Source organism: Salipiger sp. PrR007 (assembly GCF_010499845.1).
GTDB classification, from domain to species: Bacteria; Pseudomonadota; Alphaproteobacteria; order Rhodobacterales; family Rhodobacteraceae; genus Salipiger; species Salipiger pacificus_A.
Window position 1 is genome coordinate 194,479 of sequence record NZ_JAAGOZ010000061.1, and the last position, 19,641, is coordinate 214,119.

Annotated in this window: 16 protein-coding genes; 12 read left to right on the plus strand and 4 right to left on the minus strand. The window is 68.1% G+C overall.

The genetic code is table 11. From position 1 onward, the window contains the following. Positions 1–5 precede the first annotated feature (5 nt). Positions 6–2,603 carry a TIGR02302 family protein gene (locus G0Q01_RS21880; RefSeq protein WP_164197698.1) on the plus strand — a complete coding sequence of 866 codons (2,598 nt, stop codon included), beginning with the start codon at positions 6–8 and terminating at the stop codon, positions 2,601–2,603. 22 nt (positions 2,604–2,625) lie between these two features. On the opposite strand, the gene G0Q01_RS21885 is transcribed toward G0Q01_RS21880, so the two are convergent. Continuing rightward, on the minus strand, positions 2,626–3,744 hold the full coding sequence (locus G0Q01_RS21885; RefSeq protein WP_164197699.1) for a CaiB/BaiF CoA-transferase family protein: 1,119 nt from the start codon (positions 3,742–3,744) through the stop codon (positions 2,626–2,628). Continuing rightward, positions 3,744–4,964, minus strand: a complete 1,221-nt coding sequence (locus tag G0Q01_RS21890; protein WP_108964299.1) for an acyl-CoA dehydrogenase — start codon at positions 4,962–4,964, stop codon at positions 3,744–3,746. The genes G0Q01_RS21885 and G0Q01_RS21890 overlap by 1 nt, the downstream gene beginning before the upstream one ends. 128 nt (positions 4,965–5,092) lie before the next feature. Here G0Q01_RS21890 and G0Q01_RS21895 point away from each other — a divergent pair, with 128 nt between their 5' ends. The 3 genes from G0Q01_RS21895 (at position 5,093) to G0Q01_RS21905 (ending at position 8,291) form a co-directional block, all read left to right on the plus strand. Continuing rightward, complete coding sequence (locus G0Q01_RS21895) at positions 5,093–5,983, plus strand: LysR substrate-binding domain-containing protein (RefSeq protein ID WP_164197700.1); 891 nt, start codon at positions 5,093–5,095, stop codon at positions 5,981–5,983. Between the two features lie 134 nt (positions 5,984–6,117). Next, positions 6,118–7,365 (plus strand): diaminopropionate ammonia-lyase, encoded by a 1,248-nt coding sequence (locus G0Q01_RS21900; RefSeq protein WP_164197701.1) that lies wholly within the window; start codon positions 6,118–6,120, stop codon positions 7,363–7,365. After that, a complete protein-coding gene (locus G0Q01_RS21905) occupies positions 7,362–8,291 on the plus strand; it encodes an N-carbamoyl-D-amino-acid hydrolase (RefSeq protein ID WP_164197702.1) in 930 nt (309 codons plus the stop codon). The genes G0Q01_RS21900 and G0Q01_RS21905 overlap by 4 nt, the downstream gene beginning before the upstream one ends. A 145-nt stretch (positions 8,292–8,436) precedes the next feature. Here the strand turns inward: G0Q01_RS21905 and G0Q01_RS21910 are convergent, their stop codons facing one another. Beyond that, entirely contained in the window at positions 8,437–8,730 is a 294-nt protein-coding gene (locus G0Q01_RS21910; RefSeq protein WP_095883109.1) for a YggT family protein, read from the minus strand. A 130-nt stretch (positions 8,731–8,860) separates the two neighbouring features. Between G0Q01_RS21910 and G0Q01_RS21915 the strand changes: the two genes are divergently transcribed. The 8 genes from G0Q01_RS21915 to yaaA all read left to right on the plus strand — a co-directional run bounded on the left by G0Q01_RS21915 (position 8,861) and on the right by yaaA (position 17,293). Further along, entirely contained in the window at positions 8,861–9,445 is a 585-nt protein-coding gene (locus G0Q01_RS21915) for an acyl-CoA thioesterase (RefSeq protein ID WP_164197703.1), read from the plus strand. 42 nt (positions 9,446–9,487) lie between these two features. Further along, complete coding sequence (locus G0Q01_RS21920) at positions 9,488–10,888, plus strand: MFS transporter (RefSeq protein ID WP_164213859.1); 1,401 nt, start codon at positions 9,488–9,490, stop codon at positions 10,886–10,888. Then, on the plus strand, positions 10,885–11,823 hold the full coding sequence (gene mepA, locus G0Q01_RS21925) for a penicillin-insensitive murein endopeptidase (protein WP_164197704.1): 939 nt from the start codon (positions 10,885–10,887) through the stop codon (positions 11,821–11,823). Before G0Q01_RS21920 ends, mepA begins: the two co-directional genes overlap by 4 nt. Further along, positions 11,796–12,746: an esterase-like activity of phytase family protein gene (locus G0Q01_RS21930; RefSeq protein ID WP_164197705.1), complete on the plus strand. Its 951-nt coding sequence runs from the start codon at positions 11,796–11,798 to the stop codon at positions 12,744–12,746. Before mepA ends, G0Q01_RS21930 begins: the two co-directional genes overlap by 28 nt. Before the next feature lie 65 nt (positions 12,747–12,811). Further along, on the plus strand, positions 12,812–13,453 hold the full coding sequence (locus tag G0Q01_RS21935) for a queuosine precursor transporter (RefSeq protein ID WP_164197706.1): 642 nt from the start codon (positions 12,812–12,814) through the stop codon (positions 13,451–13,453). 354 nt (positions 13,454–13,807) lie between these two features. Further along, positions 13,808–14,227 (plus strand): alternative ribosome rescue aminoacyl-tRNA hydrolase ArfB, encoded by a 420-nt coding sequence (arfB, locus tag G0Q01_RS21940; protein WP_164197707.1) that lies wholly within the window; start codon positions 13,808–13,810, stop codon positions 14,225–14,227. A 189-nt stretch (positions 14,228–14,416) separates the two neighbouring features. Continuing rightward, entirely contained in the window at positions 14,417–16,474 is a 2,058-nt protein-coding gene (gene recQ / locus G0Q01_RS21945) for a DNA helicase RecQ (RefSeq protein WP_164197708.1), read from the plus strand. Positions 16,475–16,516: 42 nt separating this feature from the next. After that, complete coding sequence (gene yaaA / locus G0Q01_RS21950) at positions 16,517–17,293, plus strand: peroxide stress protein YaaA (protein ID WP_164197709.1); 777 nt, start codon at positions 16,517–16,519, stop codon at positions 17,291–17,293. On the opposite strand, the gene G0Q01_RS21955 is transcribed toward yaaA, so the two are convergent. After that, positions 17,275–19,452: a PAS-domain containing protein gene (locus G0Q01_RS21955; protein ID WP_164197710.1), complete on the minus strand. Its 2,178-nt coding sequence runs from the start codon at positions 19,450–19,452 to the stop codon at positions 17,275–17,277. The two genes, yaaA and G0Q01_RS21955, sit on opposite strands and share 19 nt — an antisense overlap. Positions 19,453–19,641: the final 189 nt, after the last annotated feature.

Below are 19,641 nucleotides of genomic sequence, written 5' to 3' on the forward strand. Positions count from 1 at the left end.
CACCGATGGCCTCAAGGGACCGCGCGCCCGAAGACGTCCTGAAGCCTGTAAGATGGCAAATCCGCCTGACCCTCTGGGGCATGGCGGCGGAACGGGTCGTGCGCGCCTTCTGGCCGCTGTGGTCAGTGGTCTTCGTCGTTCTGGCCGCCCTGATGCTCGGCCTGCAGGATCTGGTGGACGTGGAATGGGTCTGGGCGGCCGGCGTGCTGGCACTGGGCGGCACCGGCTGGGCGCTCTGGCGCGGGATTCGGCGGATGCGCTGGCCGCGCCGCGAAGAGGCGATGCTGCGGCTTGACGGCACCCTGCGCGGCAGCCCGATCCTCGCCGCCCTCGACACCCCCGCCATCGGCGCCACGGACCCCGGCTCGCAGGCTCTGTGGAAGGCGCACCAAGAGCGCATGCGCACCCGCATGCTCGAGGCCCACGCGGTGCAGCCCGACCTGCGCGTCGCCCGCGCCGACCCTTTCGCCCTGCGCTACGTGGCGCTGCTGGCGCTCTTCGTCGCGCTGATCTTCGGGTCGCTGCTGCAGATGCGCTCGGTCACCGCCATGGGCCCCTCGGGCAACGGCCTCGCGTCCGGCCCGACCTGGGAAGGCTGGATGGAACCGCCGGCCTACACTCGCCTGCCGTCGGTCTACCTCAATGACATCACCGCGGCCTCGCTGGACGTGCCCGAGGGCGCACGCATCACCCTTCGGCTCTACGGCGAAGTCGGTGCACTCGATGTGACCGAGACCGTTTCGGGACGCGCGCCCGATCCGGCAGCCGAATCCGAGGCCCCTGCCGAAACGGCGCAGGATTTCGAGGTCATCCAATCAGGCGAGCTTGCCATCGACGGCCCCGGCGGCCGGTCGTGGCAGATTGCGGTCATTCCCGACACCCAGCCAACCGTTGCGCAGCAGGGCGAGATCGAGTCGAGCTACGAGGGCGACGCGCAAATTCCCTTCGCCGCCAGTGACGATTACGGTGTGGTCTCCGGCACCGCCCGCGTCGAGCTGGCGCTGGACGAGGTCGACCGCCGCTACGGGCTCGCGATCGAGCCCGAGCAACGCGCACAGATCGAGCTGCCCCTGCCGATGCCCATCGCCGGCAGCCGCACCGAGTTCACCGAGACGCTGATCGAGAACTTTTCGACACACCCCTGGGCCAACCTTCCGGTGCGCATCTCCTTCGAGGTCGCCGACGAGGCGGGCCAGACCGGCAGTGCCGCACCGCAGATCATCACCCTGCCGGGGCGCCGCTTCTTCGATCCGCTTGCCGCGGCGCTGATCGAGCAGCGCCGCGCGCTGCTCTGGTCGCGCGACAATGCCCGCGACGTGGGCCAGATCCTCCGCGCCGTCAGCTACAAGCCAGACGACATCTTCCGCTCGGCGGTGCCCTACCTGCGGCTGCGCACCATCCAGCGCCGCCTCGACGCCTTTGCCACCGACGGCATGAGCCCCGAGCAGCAGGACGAGATCGCGGGCGCGCTGTGGGACCTCGCGCTGCTGCTCGAGGAAGGTGACTTGTCCGACGCGCTGGAACGGCTGCAGCGCGCGCAGGACCGGCTGAACGAGGCGATGAAGAACGGCGCGAGCGATCAGGAGATCGCCGAGCTGATGCAGGAGCTGCGCGACGCGACCGACGACTATCTTCGCCAGCTCTCGCGGCAGGCGCAGCAGAACTCCGACCAGAACCAGCAGCAGATGGCCCAGGATCAGAACATGGTCGAGATGAGCCAGAACGACCTGCAACGCATGATGGACCGCATCCAGGAGCTGATGGAGCAGGGCCGCATGGCCGAGGCGCAGGAAGCCTTGCGCCAGCTTCAGCAGATGATGGAGAACATGCAGGTCACCCAAGGCCAGCCCGGCCAGGGACAGACCCCCGGCGAGCAGGCTATGGAGGGGTTGGGCGAGACGCTGCGCGACCAGCAGGGGCTCTCGGACGAGGCCTTCCGCCAACTTCAGGACCAGTTCAACCCCGGCCAGCAGGGGCAACAGGGCCAGCAGGGCCAGCAGCCGGGCCAGCCCGGACAGGGTCAACCCGGCGAGCAGCCCGGGCAGGGCGATGGACAGGCGCAGGGCCAGGGTCAGGGCGGGGACCAGCAGGGCGATGGCGGCACGCTCGAGGAAAACCTCGCCGATCGTCAGCAGGCGCTGCGCGACGAGTTGAACCGCCAGCGCCAGAACCTGCCCGGCGCGGGCACCGAGGCCGGAGAGGCCGCCCGCGATGCGCTGCGCCGCGCCGACGACGCCATGGACGGCGCCGAGGACGCGCTGCGGCAGGATGATTTTGCCGAGGCGCTGGACCAGCAGTCGCAGGCCATGGAGGCGCTACGCGAAGGCATGCGCAACCTTGGCGAGGCGCTGGCTCAGCAGCAACAGCAGGGTCAGGGCCAGCAAGGCATGGCGCAGGGCGGTGATCCCGGCCAGCAGCGCGATCCGCTCGGCCGCAACGCCGGCAGCAACGGCCAGCTCGGCACCGACGAGACCATGCTGCAGGGCGAGGACGTCTACCGCCGCGCCCGCGAACTGCTCGACGAGATTCGCCGCCGCACCGGCGAGGGCGAACGTCCGCAGGAAGAACTCGACTACCTGGAAAGGCTGCTGGAGCGGTTCTGACACGCTCCAGCGGCGCGCCGCCTCAGCCCTGCCCCAGCTTCGGCGAGGGCCGTGCCGACGCCAGCGGGGTCTCCGACAGGCGGATGGGGGTGCGGATGCCCGGCACGCCGTCGGCCTCGACCCGCATCCCCCGCGCGATCACCTGCGGGTTCTCGAAGACCTGATCGACCGAGTTGATCGGCCCAGCGGGCACCGTCGCCTTCTCCAGCGCGGCCAGCAGCTCACCCCGGTCCCAGCGTGCCAGCGCCGCGACCAGCGCGGGGCGCAGCAGGTCGCGATGCGCCACCCGCGCCTCGTTGGTGGCAAAGCGTCCGTCCTCGGCCAGCGTCAGCCCCAGCACGTCGCAGAGCCGGGCAAACTGCCCGTCGTTGCCCACGGCGAGGATCAGATCGCCCGAGCCGGTCGGCAGCACCTCGTAGGGCGCGATATTGGGATGCGCGTTGCCAAGCCGCCGCGGCGCCTTGCCGGTGGCAAGGTAGTTCATCCCCTGATTGGCCAGCACGCCGACGGCACAATCGAGCAGCGCCATATCGACAAGCTGCCCCTGCCCCGTGCGTTCCCGCGCCGCCAGCGCCGCCTGAATGCCGATCACCGAGTAGAGCCCGGTGAAAATGTCGGCAAAGGCCACGCCCACCTTCTGCGGCTCGCCCTCGGGGCTGCCGGTCAGGTCCATCCAGCCCGCCATGCCCTGGATGAGGAAGTCATAGCCCGCCCGCTCGGCATAGGGCCCGTCCTGCCCGAAACCGGTGATCGAGCAGTAGACCAGCCGGGGGTTCACCTCGCGCAGGCTCTCGTAGTCGAGCCCATACTTCCGTAGCCCGCCGAGCTTGAAGTTCTCGATCACCACGTCGGCATCCGCAACCAGCTCGCGCACCAGTGCCTGCCCCTCGGCGGTGCGGAAATCCGCGACCACCGAGCGTTTGCCGCGGTTCGTGGCGTGGAAATAGGCGGCTGACCGATCTCCGTCACGCTCGATGAACGGCGGGCCCCAGCGCCGGGTGTCGTCGCCCTCGGGCGCCTCGACTTTGATCACCTCGGCCCCGAGGTCGGCCAGCACCTGCCCGGCCCAGGGCCCGGCGAGGATGCGCGCCAGTTCGATGACGCGCACCCCGTGCATCGGCGGCAGCGGGGGAACCTGCATCAGAAGAACGCCTGGATGCCGGTCTGCGCCCGCCCGAGGATCAGCGCGTGCACGTCATGGGTACCCTCGTAGGTGTTCACCGTCTCGAGGTTGGCGGCATGGCGCATCACGCCGTATTCGATCTGGATGCCGTTGCCGCCGTGCATGTCGCGGGCCATGCGGGCGATATCCAGCGCCTTGCCGCAGTTGTTGCGCTTGATCAGCGAGACCATTTCGGGCGCGGCGCGGCCCTCGTCCATCAGCCGCCCGGTGCGCAGGCAAACCTGCAACCCCAGCGCGATCTCGGTCTGCATGTCTGCGAGCTTCTTCTGGAAGAGCTGCGTGCCCGCCAGCGGCTTGCCGAACTGCTTGCGGTCGAGGCCGTATTGGCGCGCCTGGTGCCAGCAGAACTCGGCGGCGCCCATGACGCCCCAGGCGATGCCGTAGCGCGCGCGGTTGAGACAGCCGAACGGCCCCTTCAGACCCTCGACATTGGGCAGCAGAGCGTCCTCGCCGACCTCGACGTCCTCCATGACGATCTCGCCGGTGATGCTGGCCCGCAGGCTGAGCTTGCCGCCGATCTTCGGCGCGCTCAGACCCTTCATGCCCTTCTCGAGCACGAAGCCGCGGATCTTGCCGCCATGCGCCTCGGACTTGGCCCAGACCACGAAGACATCGGCGATCGGCGCGTTCGAGATCCACATCTTCGAGCCCTTGAGCACGTAGCCGCCCTCGGTCTTCACCGCGCGCGTTTTCATGCCCGCCGGGTCAGAGCCCGCGTCCGGCTCGGTCAGGCCGAAGCAGCCGATCCACTCGCCGCTGGCGAGCTTCGGCAAGTACTTGTTGCGCTGCTCTTCCGAGCCATAGGCATAGATCGGGTACATGACGAGCGAGGATTGCACCGACATCATCGACCGATAGCCGCTGTCGACCCGCTCCACCTCGCGCGCGACGAGGCCATAGGCCACATAGCCCGCGCCGATGCCCCCATAGGCCTCGGGGATGGTCGAGCCGAGAAGGCCAAGCTCACCCATCTCGCGGAAGATCTCGGGGTCGGTGTGCTCGTCGAGATAGGCATGCTCGACGCGCGGCAGCAGCTTGTCCTGCGCGAAGGCATGGGCGGTGTCGCTGATCATCCGCTCTTCCTCGGTCAGCTGCTCACTGAACAGGAACGGGTCCTCCCAGTTGAACGAGGCAAGGGCGGGCTGTTCCTTGGGCTTGAGGTGGGACAGGTCGGTCATCGGGAGGCTCCTTCGGAAGGATCATGCGTTTGGCGCGCAGACTAGCGCCGCCGCGTCCCTCTGGAAAACGATTTGATTTGCTCAAGTCATGAACAAAACTCATAAGCTGCGCATGCAAGGAGGTCTCGATGCGCAAACCCTACATGCCCAGCGTCGGCGAGCTGGAAGCCTTTGTCGCCTGTGCCCGGCGCGGCACCACGACCATGGCCGCCGAGAGCCTGAACCTCACCCAGAGCGCCATCTCCCGCTCGCTCGCCGCCCTGGAAGATCGTCTCGGCGTCGCGCTTTTCCTGCGGGTGCGGCAAAGGCTGGTGCTTTCCCCGGCGGGTCAGGCCTTTTTGCTACAGGCCGAGAAGGTGCTGGGCGAGCTCGACGGCGCCGCCATGGGGGTCATGGCCTTTGGCGGGCAATCCACCGTGCTGCGTCTTGCCGTACTGCCGAGCTTTGCCCGCACCTGGCTGATCCCGCGCCTTTCCAGCTTTGCCCGCGAAGCCCCCGGCATCACGCTCGACCTCAGCGCGCGACTGCAGCCAGTGGAGTTCGCCCGCGACCCCTTCGACCTCGCGCTTATGCGCAGCCAGCATGAAACCCCCGGCACGAGTGCCGAAACCGTCGCCCGCGAGGAAATGGTGGTGGTCGCAGCCCCCGCGCTTCTCGCAGGCCGCACGGAACTCTCGGACGCCGAACTGCTCGAACTGCCGCTCTTGCAGCAATCCACCCGCCCGACGCTCTGGCTCGACTGGTTCCGCGGCAGCGACACCGACGCCCGGCGCATCCTGCGCGGCGCGCGCTTTGACCATTTCGACATGATCCTCGACGCGGCGACTGCCGGTCTCGGCGTCGGCATCGTGCCCGAGATCATCGCCCGCCCGGCACTCTCCAGCGGGCATCTGACACTTGCCGCCCCACGCCGCTTCGACACTGGCGAGAGCTACGCGCTGATCCTGCCCGAGCGCACCGCAGGCAGCGCCGAAGTCCGGGTTTTCAGGAGCTGGTTGCTGCGCGAAATCTCGGCGTGAGGCGCGGCGAGGCGCGGCAAAGAGCAACAGCCGCTTGAGCTGCGGTGCCATTCGGCACAGGCTCGCCGGGCGGCTCCGGACGTTCCCGTGGGCCATCCCCTTTCTTCAGCACGGCAGACCACCAGAAAGACAGCATGGCCCAGGAACTCACCCGCAACGCAGACACCGACGAGGCCTTCACGCTTGTCCTCAACGCGCAGGCCGTCCCCGGCTCGTTGTGGACCGAAGGCCAGAACGCCATTCTCAGCGACGCTGGCTTCGCACAAGCCGCGAACACCATCCGCGCCTGGCCCGGCTATGCCGAGACGCCCCTCGTCACGCTGCCGGCACTGGCGGCGGAGATCGGCGTCGCGGCTCTTCACTACAAGGACGAGAGCCCCCGCTTCTGCCTCGGCAGCTTCAAGGCGCTCGGCGGCGCCTACGCAGTGGCGCGGCTGCTTCAGAAGGAGCTCTCGACCCTGCTCGGCCGCGCGGTGACCATGGAGGAGATCACCGCCCGCGCGATCCCCGAGGCCGCGCGGATCACCGTCTGCTGCGCCACCGACGGCAACCATGGCCGCTCGGTCGCCTGGGGCGCGCAGAGCTTCGGCTGCGGCTGCGTGATCTTCATCCATGCAACCGTCTCCGAGGGCCGCAAGGCCGCCATCGAATCCTTCGGCGCCGAGGTCCGCCGCACCCCGGGCAACTACGACGACTCCGTGCGCGAGGCGCAGGAGGTGGCCAGCCAGGAAGGATGGTTCGTGGTCTCCGACACCTCTTATCCAGGCTACATGGACGTGCCGCGCGACGTCATGCAAGGCTACGAGCTCATGGCCGCCGAGGCGTTCGACGCCCTGCCCGCGCCGCCCAGCCACATCTTCGTGCAGACAGGGGTCGGCGGCATGGCCGCGGCGGTCACCGCCCAGGCGGTGCGCCGCTACGGCGCGGACCGCCCGAAGGTCGTGCTCTGCGATCCCGACCGGGCCGCCTGTTTCCTCGCGTCCTACCGGAGCGGCGCGCGCACCGCGGTGCACGGCGATCTGGACACGCTCATGGCCGGGCTTGCCTGCGGCGAGGTCTCGGCCCTCGCTTGGGAGATCCTGCAGGATCACGGCGATGCGGTGATCGTGCTCACCGATGCCGCCGCCATCGACGCCATGCGCCGCCTCGCCTTCCCCGAGGGGGGTGATCCGGCACTGGTCGCGGGCGAGTCGGCCGTCGCCGGCGTCGCCGGGCTGCGCCTCGCCATGACCGACCCCGAGGCCCGCGCCCTGCTGGGTCTCGACGAAGCCTCCCGCATTCTCACCTTCGGCACCGAGGGGGACACCGATCCCGAGCTCTACGCCGAGCTCGTCGGTGCCCCGGCCGCACAGATCCGCGCCCAGCAAAGGACCACGCCATGAGCCGCAAGTTCACCGTCGCCGCCGCCCAGCTCGGCCCCATCGCCCGGGACGAGCCGCGCAGCTCGGCCGTCGCCCGGCTCTGCGCGATGATGCGCGCGGCCAAGGCGCGGGGCGCCAGCCTCGTGGTCTTTCCCGAGCTTGCGCTCACCACCTTCTTTCCGCGCTGGTACATCGAGTCCGGAGCCGAACTAGACCAGTGGTTCGAGACCGAGATGCCGAGTGCCGCCACCGCACCACTCTTTGCGCTGGCCCGCGACTTGCGGATCGCCTTCCATCTCGGCTACGCCGAGCTGACCCCGGAAGGACGCCGCTTCAACACGGCCATCCTCGTTTCGCCCAGGGGTGAAATCCTGGGCAAGTATCGCAAGATCCACCTCCCCGGCCACCGGGAGAACGAGCCCTGGCGCCCCTTCCAGCACCTTGAAAAGCGGTACTTCGAAAAGGGCGACCTCGGCTGGCCGACCTTCGACATGCTTGGTGGCAAGCTTGGGATGTGCATCTGCAACGACCGCCGCTGGCCAGAGACCTGGCGCGTTCTGGGTCTCGGCGGCGCCGAGCTGGTCTGCCTGGGCTACAACACCCCGATCCATTTCGCTCCGGCACCCGAGCATGACCACCTGCAGTATTTCCACAACGAGCTGTCGGTCCAGGCGGGCTGCTACCAGAACGGCACCTGGGGCGTTGCCGTGGCCAAGGCGGGGCTCGAGGAATGCTCGGTGCTGATCGGCGGCAGCCTCATCGTTGCCCCCACCGGCGAAATAGTCGCCAGGGCTACGACCTCGGGCGATGAGGTGATCACGGCAGAGGTGGACCTCGATCGCTGCGCCGAGATTCGCGCCAATGTCTTCAACTTCGAAGAGCACCGCGAACCGCAGGACTACCTGCCGATCACCGCGCCCAAGCCAGACCGCCGCGCGGCGGAATAGCGCGGCTCCGAAGGGGCGTTCTAGAAATGAGAAGACGCGGAAGGCGCGCGCGCCCCCGCGTCTTCTAGGTCGAAGTATGCCGGGGGAGAAGCGCCCAGCGCCTCGGCGGCGAAACCCCCGTGGTCGTCGTCTGCGCGAGCGAGGCTCAGTAGCCGTAGAAGAACCCGGCGTTGTTCGCGAGGATGATGCGGATCGCGTAGATCCCGATAAGCGTCACCAGCGGCGCGAGGTCGAGCCCGCCCATCGGCGGCAGCACCCGGCGGATGGTGGAGTAGATCGGCTCGAGCAGCCGGTTCAGCCCGTCCCAGATCTGCGCGACCAGCGGCTGGCGCAGGTTCAGCACCTGGAAGTTGATGAGCCAGCTCATGATCACGTGCGCGATGATGATGAACCAGATCACGTCGAGGATCAGCATCAGGATCTGGAACAGCGATTGCATACGGGTGCGCCCTTTGTGAGTAAAACCGACCCCAGACCTAGGCAGCCTGGGCGCAAAGCTCAAGAGTGCCGCGAGGTCGTGGTTGACGCTGGCGTCACCCTGCGACCCCTTTGCCCCGAAAGGAGCGCCCATGTACCCGTTTCTGCGCCTCGCCAAGCAACAGTTCCTTGTTCGGAACGCCCCGCCGCTCGCCACCGGAGAGACCAGCGTGACCCGCCATATCTGCTGGCCCTGGGATCTCGACATGTTCGCCGAGCTCAACAATGGCCGGGTCCTGACGCTCTATGACCTCGGCCGGATGCCCATCGCGAAGCGCAGCGGCCTTCTGGCGCTGCTGAAGCGCGAGCGCTGGGGGTTTGCCGTCGCCGGCGCGACGGTGCGCTATCGCCGGCGGGTCAAGCTCTTCGACCGCATCGAAATGCGCAGCCGGGTGATCGGCTGGGACCGGCGGTTCATCTACATCGAGCAGGGCATGTGGAAGCGCAACGGCGAGTGCGCCAGCCACGCGGTGTTTCGCACCGCGGTGACTTCGGGCGCCGGGATGATCGCGCCCGAGCGCGTGATGGAGCTCCTGGGCCTCGAGACCGCCTCGCCGCCGCTGCCACTCTGGGTCGCCTCGTGGATCGAGGCAGAGGACCAGCGCCCCTGGCCGCCGATGCAGGAGTTGGTGCCCGCGCCGCTGCCGCTGGCCGCCACCGGGGAAGACGCCGCCTGAGCCCGGCCGCGCCGGGAGTGCCTTGCCTTGTGCGCCCGCCGCCTGTTCTATCGCCGCGAGGGCAATGACAGGGCAGATCGGGGCGAAACGGGCATGACGACGGACGGGACAGCGCAAAAGGCGCTCCGCAGGCGTATCTGGGGATGGTTCTTCTTCGACTGGGCCAGCCAGCCCTACAACACGCTACTGATCACCTTCATCTTTGCCCCCTACGTGAAGGAAATAATGGGCGACGGCAGCGCGGCCCAGGCAGCCTGGGGTTTCGGCATCGGCGCGGCGGGCCTCGTCATCGCCCTGCTCGCGCCGCTGCTCGGAGCAGTGGCCGACAGCGGCGGCCACCGGCTGCGCTGGATTTGGCTGTTCTCGGCGCTCTACATGGTCGGGTCCGGGATGCTCTGGTTCGCCGCACCAAGCGATTTCAACCTCAGCGTCACGCTGTTTTTCTTCGCGCTCGGCCTGGTGGGCATGGAGTTCGCCACGATCTTCACCAACGCCATGCTGCCGGACCTCGGCCCGCGCGAAGAGATCGGCCGGATCTCGGGCAACGGCTGGGCCTTCGGCTACCTCGGTGGGCTGATTGCACTGGCGTTGATGCTGGCGCTCTTCGCCGAGAGCGCCGCCACCGGAAGAACCTTGCTCGGGATCGACCCGATCTTCGGCCTCGACGCCGCCCAGCGCGAGGGCACCCGCGCTGTCGGCCCGCTCACCGCGCTGTGGTACGCGGTCTTCATGATCCCCTTCTTCCTCTGGGTGAAGGAGCCCAAAACCACCCCCCGGAAAGGGGCCGTGCGTCGGGGTTTGGCGCAACTCAAGGACACGCTGTCACGGCTGCCTCGCCGCCCCTCGCTTTTCGCCTATCTCGCCTCGTCGATGTTCTACCGCGACGCGCTCAACGGCATGTACGCCTTTGGCGGCATCTATGCCGCGGGGGTGCTGGGCTGGTCGGTGGTCGACACCGGGGTCTTCGGCATCCTTGCGATCATTTCCGGCGCGCTCTTCGCCTGGCTCGGCGGCAAGGCCGACGCCAAGCTTGGACCAAAACCGGTGATCACCGGGATGATCGTCCTGCTGACGCTGGTGGCCATCGCCATCGTGCTGGTCGATCGGGACCGCATCTTCGGCCTGGCCGTCGCCGACGGCTCGAAGCTGCCCGACCTCGCCTTCTACCTTTTCGGCGTGCTGATCGGCGCCGGTGGCGGCGTGCTGCAATCGGCCTCGCGCAGCATGATGGTGCGGCAGGCGGATCCGGCGCGCATGACCGAGGCCTTCGGGCTCTACGCGCTCTCGGGCAAGGCCACCTCCTTCCTCGCGCCTCTGCTCATCGGAACGGTCACCGCGTTGAGCGGATCGCAGAGGATCGGCGTCACGCCGCTGATCGTCCTTTTCGTTCTGGGTCTGTGTCTGTTACGCTGGGTTAAACCAGACGGAGATCGAGCAGAATGATCCGCACCCTGACCCGCCTCACCCTGGCCTCCACGCTTGCCCTGGCCTTGGCCTCGTGCAGCGATGACAGGCCCGCCCCGCGTGCAACCAGCACCGACCAATTGCCCAAGGTCACCGGCGTCATCTCATCAAAGAGCGCCAAGCAGCTCTTTGGCGCGCAGGACGTGTCCGCACGGCTTGCCCCGGCTGCCTACGGCTCCTATTCCAAGGGCTGCGTCGCCGGTGCCCAGCAGCTGCCCGAGACCGGGCCCACCTGGCAGGCCATGCGCCTGTCGCGCAACCGCAACTGGGGACACCCCGAGCTGATCGGTTTCGTCAAGGACCTGTCGCGCAAGGCCGCGCAGCTCCCCGGCTGGAACGGGCTCTATGTCGGCGACATGAGCCAGCCGCGCGGCGGGCCGATGACCTCGGGCCACGCCAGCCACCAGATGGGCCTCGACGCCGATATCTGGATGCGCCCCACCGACAGCCTGCAACTGACCCGCCAGCAGCGCGAGGATCTGTCGTCGATCTCCATGCAGCGCGCCTCGGGCGCCTATGTGAACGACAAGTGGACGCCGCAGCACCACGCGCTGTTGAAAGCCGCGGCGCAGGATCCGCGGGTCGCGCGGATCTTCGTCTTCCCCGGCGCCAAGGTGCAGATGTGCAAGGACGAGACGGGCGACCGCGCTTGGCTGCGCAAGATCCGCCCCTGGTACGGGCATCACTATCATTTCCACGTGCGCCTGAACTGCCCGCGCGGCGACGCCAGCTGCGTCGAGCAGACCCCGCCCCCCGCGGGCGACGGCTGCGCTGACGCACAGGCCTGGGTGAACAACATTCTCAACCCCCCGAAACCCGATCCCAACGCGCCGAAGGTGACCCCCAAGCCCAAGCGCGACCTAGTGATGGGAGACCTGCCGGCCCAATGCGCCTCTGTCCTCGCCGCGCGCTGAGCGCTGCGCACATCGCGGCGCTCACAAGCGTCCTGGCAGTCTCGGCCTGCGCCGAAACGCCAGAGACCGCGCCCGGGGCGCGCTATGTCGGCGCCCACACCTGGCACAATTCCCATGACCGCTTCGGCGGTTTCTCGGGGCTCGAGGTCAGCGAGGACGGCCGGCAGTTCACCGCGATCAGCGACCGCGGCAGCATCGTCATGGGACGCTTCGAGCGCGCCGGAGGCCTGGCAGACGGCGCGATCACCGGGCTTGCGGCGACACCGGTGGAGAAGCTGCTCGACGAGACCGGCACGCGCATGCACCCCGATATAGACGATGCCGAGGGGCTGGCCATCGGGACGGACGGGCGCCTCTACGTCTCCTTCGAAGGCCCGCCGAGGGTCCACGCCTCCGAGCGCTACGACCGCCCGGCGACCGTGCTGCCGAAGGGGCCGTTCTACCGGCAGCTGCAGATGAACTCGGGCATGGAGGCGCTGGCCATCGACGCACGGGGCCGGCTGCTGACCCTGCCCGAGCGCTCCGGCCAGCTCACCCGCCCCTTCCCGGTCTGGCGGCTCGAGGAGGGCGCCTGGAGCCATGTCTTCGACCTGCCACGCCGCGGCGGCTTTCTCGCCGTGGGGGCCGACATCGGGCCGGACGGGCGCTTCTACCTGCTCGAGCGCGAGTTCACCGGCTATGCCTTCCGCAGCCGGGTGCGCCGCTTCGACATTGCGGGCGACGAGGTACGCAACGAGCAAACCCTCTTCGAGAGCGCCCCGCTGCAGTTCGACAACCTCGAGGGGATCGCGGTCTGGAGCCCGGCGCCGGGGCGGATCCGACTGACGATGATCTCGGACGACAACTTCAAGTTCTTCCAGAAGACGCAGTTCGTCGAATACGACCTGCCGGAATCTCTTGATCGCGCGGACCTGAGCCAGTAAAGACCCGTCCGTCCGCCGGGCTGGCGGGCCGAGTTCCCCGCCACCTTGTAAAACGGGTCACCCTCATGACACGCTCCTACCTTCCCGGCATCCTTGCCATGGCCGCCACCGTGCTGGCCTCGAACATCCTCGTGCAGATCCTCTTCGGCCAATGGCTGACCTGGGGCGCCTTCACCTATCCCGTCGCCTTTCTTGTCACCGACCTGATGAATCGCCTCTACGGTGTAAGGGCCGCGCGCAAGGTGGTGCTGGCGGGCTTTGTCACCGGGGTGATCTGTTCGCTGATCGGCACGCAGGTGATGCTGCAGGGCGACGGCTACAGCTATCCTGCCGTGACACTGCGCGTTGCCATCGGATCGGGCGCCGCCTTCCTCGCGGCGCAGCTGGTGGACGTGAGCATATTCGACAAGCTGCGCGGCGGCGCCTGGTGGCGCGCGCCGCTGGCGTCGACCCTGGTCGGCAGCTCGCTCGACACGGCCATCTTCTTCTCGGTGGCCTTCGCCGGCTCGCTGAGCTTCCTCGAGCCGGGCAACGACGTGTCCTGGGCCAACGAGGCGCTGCCGCTGCTCGGCGCTGGCCCCGTCGTCCCGCTCTGGGTCTCGCTGGGGCTCGCCGACTGGATGGTGAAGCTGTCGCTGGCGATCCTCGCCCTAGTGCCCTTCCGGATGATCGTTTCGAAGGCACTTTCTTCCAGGGCAATTGCCTGAGTCTGTAAAAACGCTTTGCGGATGCGCGTTTCCGTGGCACGCTGAACTTGCGTTTTTCAAACAGCTGAAAGGAGGTGATCCAGTGTCTAGAGTCACATTGGAGAAAGGTGTCGGAACAGTTCGGAGGGCAGTGCGCTAGGGCAATCCCTGGCGTGAAGGAACCCGAATTGGCGCGACCTAACCGGCCCGCCTCCTTGACGTCTCGAATGGGTCACGCGACAGGCCGCGTGGCCCATTTCCATCCAGAAACGACCTTTCACAAACGGCCCGCGCCCCTCCGGCGCGGGCCGTTTGTGTCTCAGGCGACGAAGCTACCGGCTTGCGCGGCCCCGGCGCCGCGCTAATGTCCGCCGCATGTTGCGCATCACCGACACCATACACATCGAGGACTGGGAACTGACCGAGCAGTTCATCCGGTCCTCCGGCCCCGGCGGGCAAAACGTCAACAAGGTCTCCACTGCCGTCGAGCTGCGCTTCGAGGCCGAGCGCTCGCCGAACCTGCCCGCCCCGGTGAAAGCCCGGCTGAAACGTCTCTCCGGGCGGCGCTGGACGAAAGAGGGCGCGCTGGTGCTGCAGGTCGAGGACACGCGAAGCCAGGCCCGCAACCGCGAGATCGCCCGCGAACGCCTCGCCGAGCTGATCCGCAAGGCGCTGGAAAAGCCGCGCCGCCGCATTGCCACCAAACCAACGCTCGGGTCCAAGAACCGCAGGATCAAGGCCAAGAAGGAACGCGGCGCGGTCAAGGCCATGCGCGGCAAGGTCGATCCGGACTGAGACCCGGCAAGGGGTCGCTGCCGCTGGAACGTGGGCAAGACGGCGCCCAGTGTATTCTCTTTCCAAATACGCAAACCCGCCGCCCATCACAGCGAACCACGCTGCGGATGGGGCGCAGGGCCTTGTTCACCGAATCTTAGTGTGAGAGTCTGCGTTGTAGAGCAGTCACACATAATCAGGCCCCAGCCCATGCCACGCGACACCGCGCCCGCCGAGGCGCTGCTGAAGGATATTTTCGGCTATGACGCCTTCCGCCCGGGACAGGGCGAGATCGTCGGGGCCGTGGCGGCGGGGCACAACGTTTTGGCCATCATGCCCACCGGGGGCGGCAAATCGCTCTGCTACCAGTTGCCGGCGCTGCTGCGCGGCGGGCTGACGGTGGTGATCTCGCCGCTGATCGCTCTGATGCGCGACCAGGTGCGCGGGCTGCGCGAGGCCGGGGTGGCCGCCGGGGCACTGACCTCCGGCAACACCCAGGACGAGACCGACGCCGTCTGGCAGGGGCTCGAGGACGGCTCGCTGCGGCTGCTGTACCTCGCGCCGGAACGGCTCGCCTCCACCGGCACGCAGCGTATGCTGGCGCAGGCGGGCGTCGGGCTCATCGCGGTCGATGAGGCGCATTGTGTCAGCCAATGGGGGCATGACTTCCGCCCCGACTATCTGCGTATCGGCGAGCTGCGCCGGGCACTGAACGTGCCCATCGCCGCCTTCACCGCCACCGCCGACCAGGAGACCCAGGCCGAGATCGTCACGCGCCTGTTCGATGGCCAGCAGCCCGAGACCTTTCTGCGCGGCTTCGACCGGCCCAACATCCACCTCGCCTTTGCCCCCAAGGACAGCCCGCGCGCGCAGATCCTGCGCTTTGCCGCCGCCCGCCGGGGCCGCTCGGGCATCGTCTACTGTGGCACCCGCGCCAAGACCGAAGCGCTGTCGAAAGCGCTTGGTGACGAGGGGCACCCGACCTGCTTCTACCATGGCGGCATGGAGGCCGAGGCCCGCCGCGCCGTCGAGGAGCGCTTCGCCACCGAGGACGGGCTGATCGTCTGCGCCACGGTCGCCTTCGGCATGGGGGTCGACAAGCCTGACATCCGCTGGGTTGCCCACGCCGACCTGCCGAAAAGCATCGAGGCCTATTACCAGGAGATCGGCCGCGCCGGGCGCGACGGCGCGCCTGCCGAGACGCTCACCCTTTACGGCGCCGACGATATCCGCCTGCGCCGCGCCCAGATCGACGAGGGCATGGCGCCGCCCGAGCGCCGGACGGCCGACCACGGAAGGCTCAACGCGCTGCTGGGGCTGGCCGAGGCGCTGGGATGCCGCCGCCAGGCCCTTCTGCGCTACTTCGGAGAAGAGTCCGCGCCCTGCGGCAACTGCGATCTCTGCGACAGCCCACCCGAGGTCTTCGACGGAACCGAGGCGGTGCGCAAGGCGCTTTCCGCCGCGCTGCGCACCGGCGAGAATTTCGGCGCGGGCCACCTGATCGACATCCTTCTGGGCAATGAGACCGACAAGGTGCGCCAGCGCGGCCACGATGGCTTGCCGACTTTCGGAGTGGGCAAGGACCTCAAGAAGGGGCAATGGCAGGCCGTCTTTCGGCAGATGATGGGGCGCGATCTGGTGCGCCCCGACCCCGAGCGCCACGGCGCACTGGTGATGACCGAGGCCGCCCGCCCGATCCTGCGCGGCGAAGAGAGTATCGAGCTGCGCCGCGACGTGATCGACAAGGCCGCCGAGCGCCGCCCGCAGGTCAAGACGCTGGTGTCGGAGGAAGACGCGCCGCTGATGTCGGCGCTGAAAGCCAAGCGCCGCGCGCTGGCCGAGGCGGCCTCGCTGCCGGCCTACATGATCTTCCCCGACCGCACGCTGATCGAGATGGCCGAGCGGCGCCCCGAAACGCTCGACCAGATGGGCGCGATCAGCGGTGTCGGCGCCAAGAAGCTGGAGCGCTACGGCGCCGAGTTCCTCTCGGTGATCACCGGCGGCGCGCCGGAGGAAACCCACCCGCTGCGCATGCGCGCCGCGGCGCGCGGCGCCGGCGATCTCTACGACCGGCTGATGAGCGCCCAGGCCGAGCTGGTGCGCGGGATAGACGGCACCGAAAAACCTCTCTCCTGCTCCGCCTCGCTGCTCGCCAAGATCGCCGGGCTGCGTGATCCCGCGCCCGAGGATCTGGAGCGGATCCTCGGCGACCGGCGGTTCGAGCGTTTCGGTCCGGCCTTTATGGACCTTCTCGCCGAAGCTGGTTAGACCCATTCCAAGTTCTGGATCTGTTCAAGGAGTGACCGCGCAATGCTCGTGGTGATTTCGCCCGCGAAGAAGCTGGATTGGGCCCCCCGTGAGACCGAGATGACGGAGCCCGATTTCGGAGAGGACGCGCTGCGCCTGGTGGAGACCGCCCGGGGCCTGACGCATGGTGAGCTGAAGAAACTGATGCACCTGTCCGACAAGCTCGCCGAGCTCAACCATGAGCGCTTCCGCGACTATGCCGAAGAGCCCGAGATCGAGGCGCTGCGCCCCGCCGCGCTGGCCTTTGCCGGCGACACCTACCAAGGGCTCGACGCCAGCTCGCTCGATCCCGAAGAGATGGATTACGCGCAGGACCACTTGCGGATCCTGTCGGGCCTCTACGGCGTGCTGCGTCCGCGCGACGCGATCCAGCCTTACCGGCTGGAGATGGGCTCGCGGCTGAAAACCAGCCGCGGCAAATCGCTCTACGATTACTGGGGAGACCAGCTGTCGAAAGCGCTGAACGCGCAGGGCGAGAGCACCGGCGCCGAGGTTCTGGTGAACTGCGCCAGCCAGGAGTATTTCGGCGCGGTCGATCCCAAGGCGCTGAAACTGCGGGTCATCACGCCGCAGTTCCTCGAGGACAAGGACGGCGCCCCCAAGGTGGTGAGCTTCTACGCCAAGCGCGCCCGCGGCGCGATGGCGCGCTACATCGTCACCCGCCGGATCACCGACCCCGAGGGGCTGCGCGATTTCGACCTCGGCGGCTATGCCTATGACGAGGACCGCTCGACCGAGGACCAACCGGTGTTCATCCGCCCCTATTCCAACGCCGCCTGATCCGCCGGCAGCTCTGGATCTGCGTCCGGTGCGGCCCGCGAGGTCGCACTCGACGCCCCCCAACGCGCGATCAGCCGGGCCAGCTCGGCCTTGCGCAACGGCTTGGTGAGATAGTCGTCGAGCCCCGCCGCGAGCAGCGCCTCGCGATCGCCGCTCATCGCATGGGCGGTGACCGCGATGATCGGCACCCGGGGCCCGTCTCCCTCCAGCGCGCGGATGCGCTGCGTCGCCTCCTTGCCGTCCATCCCGGGCATCGAGATGTCCATGAACACCAGGTCCGGTCGCCGCCACTCAAAGGCGCTCACGGCCTCGGCGCCATCGCAAGCGAAGCGCAGCGCGAGATCACACCCCAGCGCCTCGGCCATCTTGCGAAAGACAAGCTGGTTGGTGCGGTTGTCCTCGGCCAAGAGCACGTCGAGCCCCGGCGGGGCGGTCGGAGACACCGCGGTCTCCGGCACCTCGGGCTCTGCCGCGCCCCCGGCGACCGGCAGTGGCAGATTCAGCCCGAAGACCGCCCCGGTGCCCGGTTCCGAGGAGACCTGCAGCGCACCGCCCATCATCCCCACAAGCCGCCGGGTGATGGCGAGCCCGAGCCCGGTGCCTTCGAAACTGCGGTTGCGCGCATCCTCAACCTGGTTGAACTCGCCGAAGATGTGCTCGAGCTTGTCCGGGGCGATGCCGATGCCTGTGTCCTCGACACGAATGTCGAGCTGCGCAACGCCCCCCTCGAGCGTCCCCGAGACTAAGATCGCCACATGCCCCTCGGCGGTGAACTTCACAGCATTGCCGACGAGATTGGTAAGGATCTGCCGGATCCGCCCGGCATCGCCGATGAAACTCCGCGGCAGCTCCCGCGGATAGTCCACCCGCAGAGCGACGCCCTTCTCCTGCGCGGCGGGCATCAGCAACCGCGCCACTTCGTCGATGGCGTGGCCAAGGTCGAAGGGCTCGGCGGCAATCACCATGCGCTCGGCCTCGATCTTGGAATAGTCGAGGATGTCGTTGATGATCAGCAAGAGCGCCTCCCCCGAGCTGCGGATGGTCTCGGCATAGAGCCGCTGCTCGGCGTCGAGCGTGCCTTCCATCAGCAGCTCGGCCATGCCGACGACGCCGTTCATCGGCGTGCGGATCTCGTGGCTCATGTTGGCGAGGAAGGTGGATTTCGCGTGACTGGCGATCTCGGCCCGGCGCCGCGCCTCCTCGAGTTCCTGCTGGATGCGCTTGGCCTCGGTGATATCGATGCGCAGTCCGACCCGCCCGCCGTCCGACAGCGGCCGCTCATAGACCCGCAGCCAGCGGCCGTCCCCGAGCTGCTGCTCGAGCTCGCGCCCGGTGCTGCGATGCGCCGCGATCCGTTCGGCCAGCCACTCCTCCTCGCGGCCCGCCGCCTCGCGGTACTGGCCGTGCTCGAGCCCGTAGCGCAGGATGTCCTCGAAGCTTGCGCCGGGGTGGATTGCCGGGGCGCTCAGCCGGTAGATGGCGCGGTAGGTCTCGTTGCACATCAGCAGACGGTCGTCGGCGTCGTAGATGACGAAGCCGTCCGGCAGCTCCTCGAGCGCCGACCACATGCGCATCAGCTCGGTGATGTCGAAGCTGAGCGTCACCACCCCGCCGTCGGGCAGGTGCCGGTCCTGCAGCTGCAGGAACTGACCGGTATAGATGCGGATGGTTTCGGTGGGGATCGGGTCCGCGTCCCAGCGGGCGGCCATGCGGGCGCGCCAGTCGTCGCCATGCTCGCCCTGCAGATCGACGATCCCCTCCTCGACCATCATGTCGAGCACATGCGCATAGCCCGCGCCGGGGCGGATCGTGTCGAGCCCGTCGAAGAGCGCCAGCCAGGCGGGGTTCGCAATCTCCATCCGCCGCTCGGCGTTGAAGCTGGCCAGCCCGTCGCGCATGCAGGCCAGCGCGGTCCAAAGCTGGCCCTCGACCATCTCGATCTTCTGGTGCGCCGCGCCGAGCTGGGTCTTCACCCGCAGGTTCTCATCGCGCACGGTGGCGACCTCGGCCCGGGTCTCGGTGATCTCGTGGCTGAGCTGGCGCGCGTGGGAGTTCAGCTTGCGGTTGGCGGCAAAAAGTTCCGCCTGCTTCAGCTCCAGCAGCCGTTCCGCCGCCAGCCGCGCGCGCCGTTCCTCGGCCAGCCGTGCCGCGACATCCATGCTCCAGGCCCCATGCTCCAAGCCCTCTGCGCCCCGGACAGAATGGCCGCGGCAAGGTGAAGATCGTCTTAAGAAAAACGATGCAAAACGCCCGCTTGCCTTTACGTATGGGCAGGGGCACCATGGTAAAGCCGACTTTGAGAGGAGTTGGACATGCCCCATTTCATCCAGGGTGCCCTCGGTCGCCCC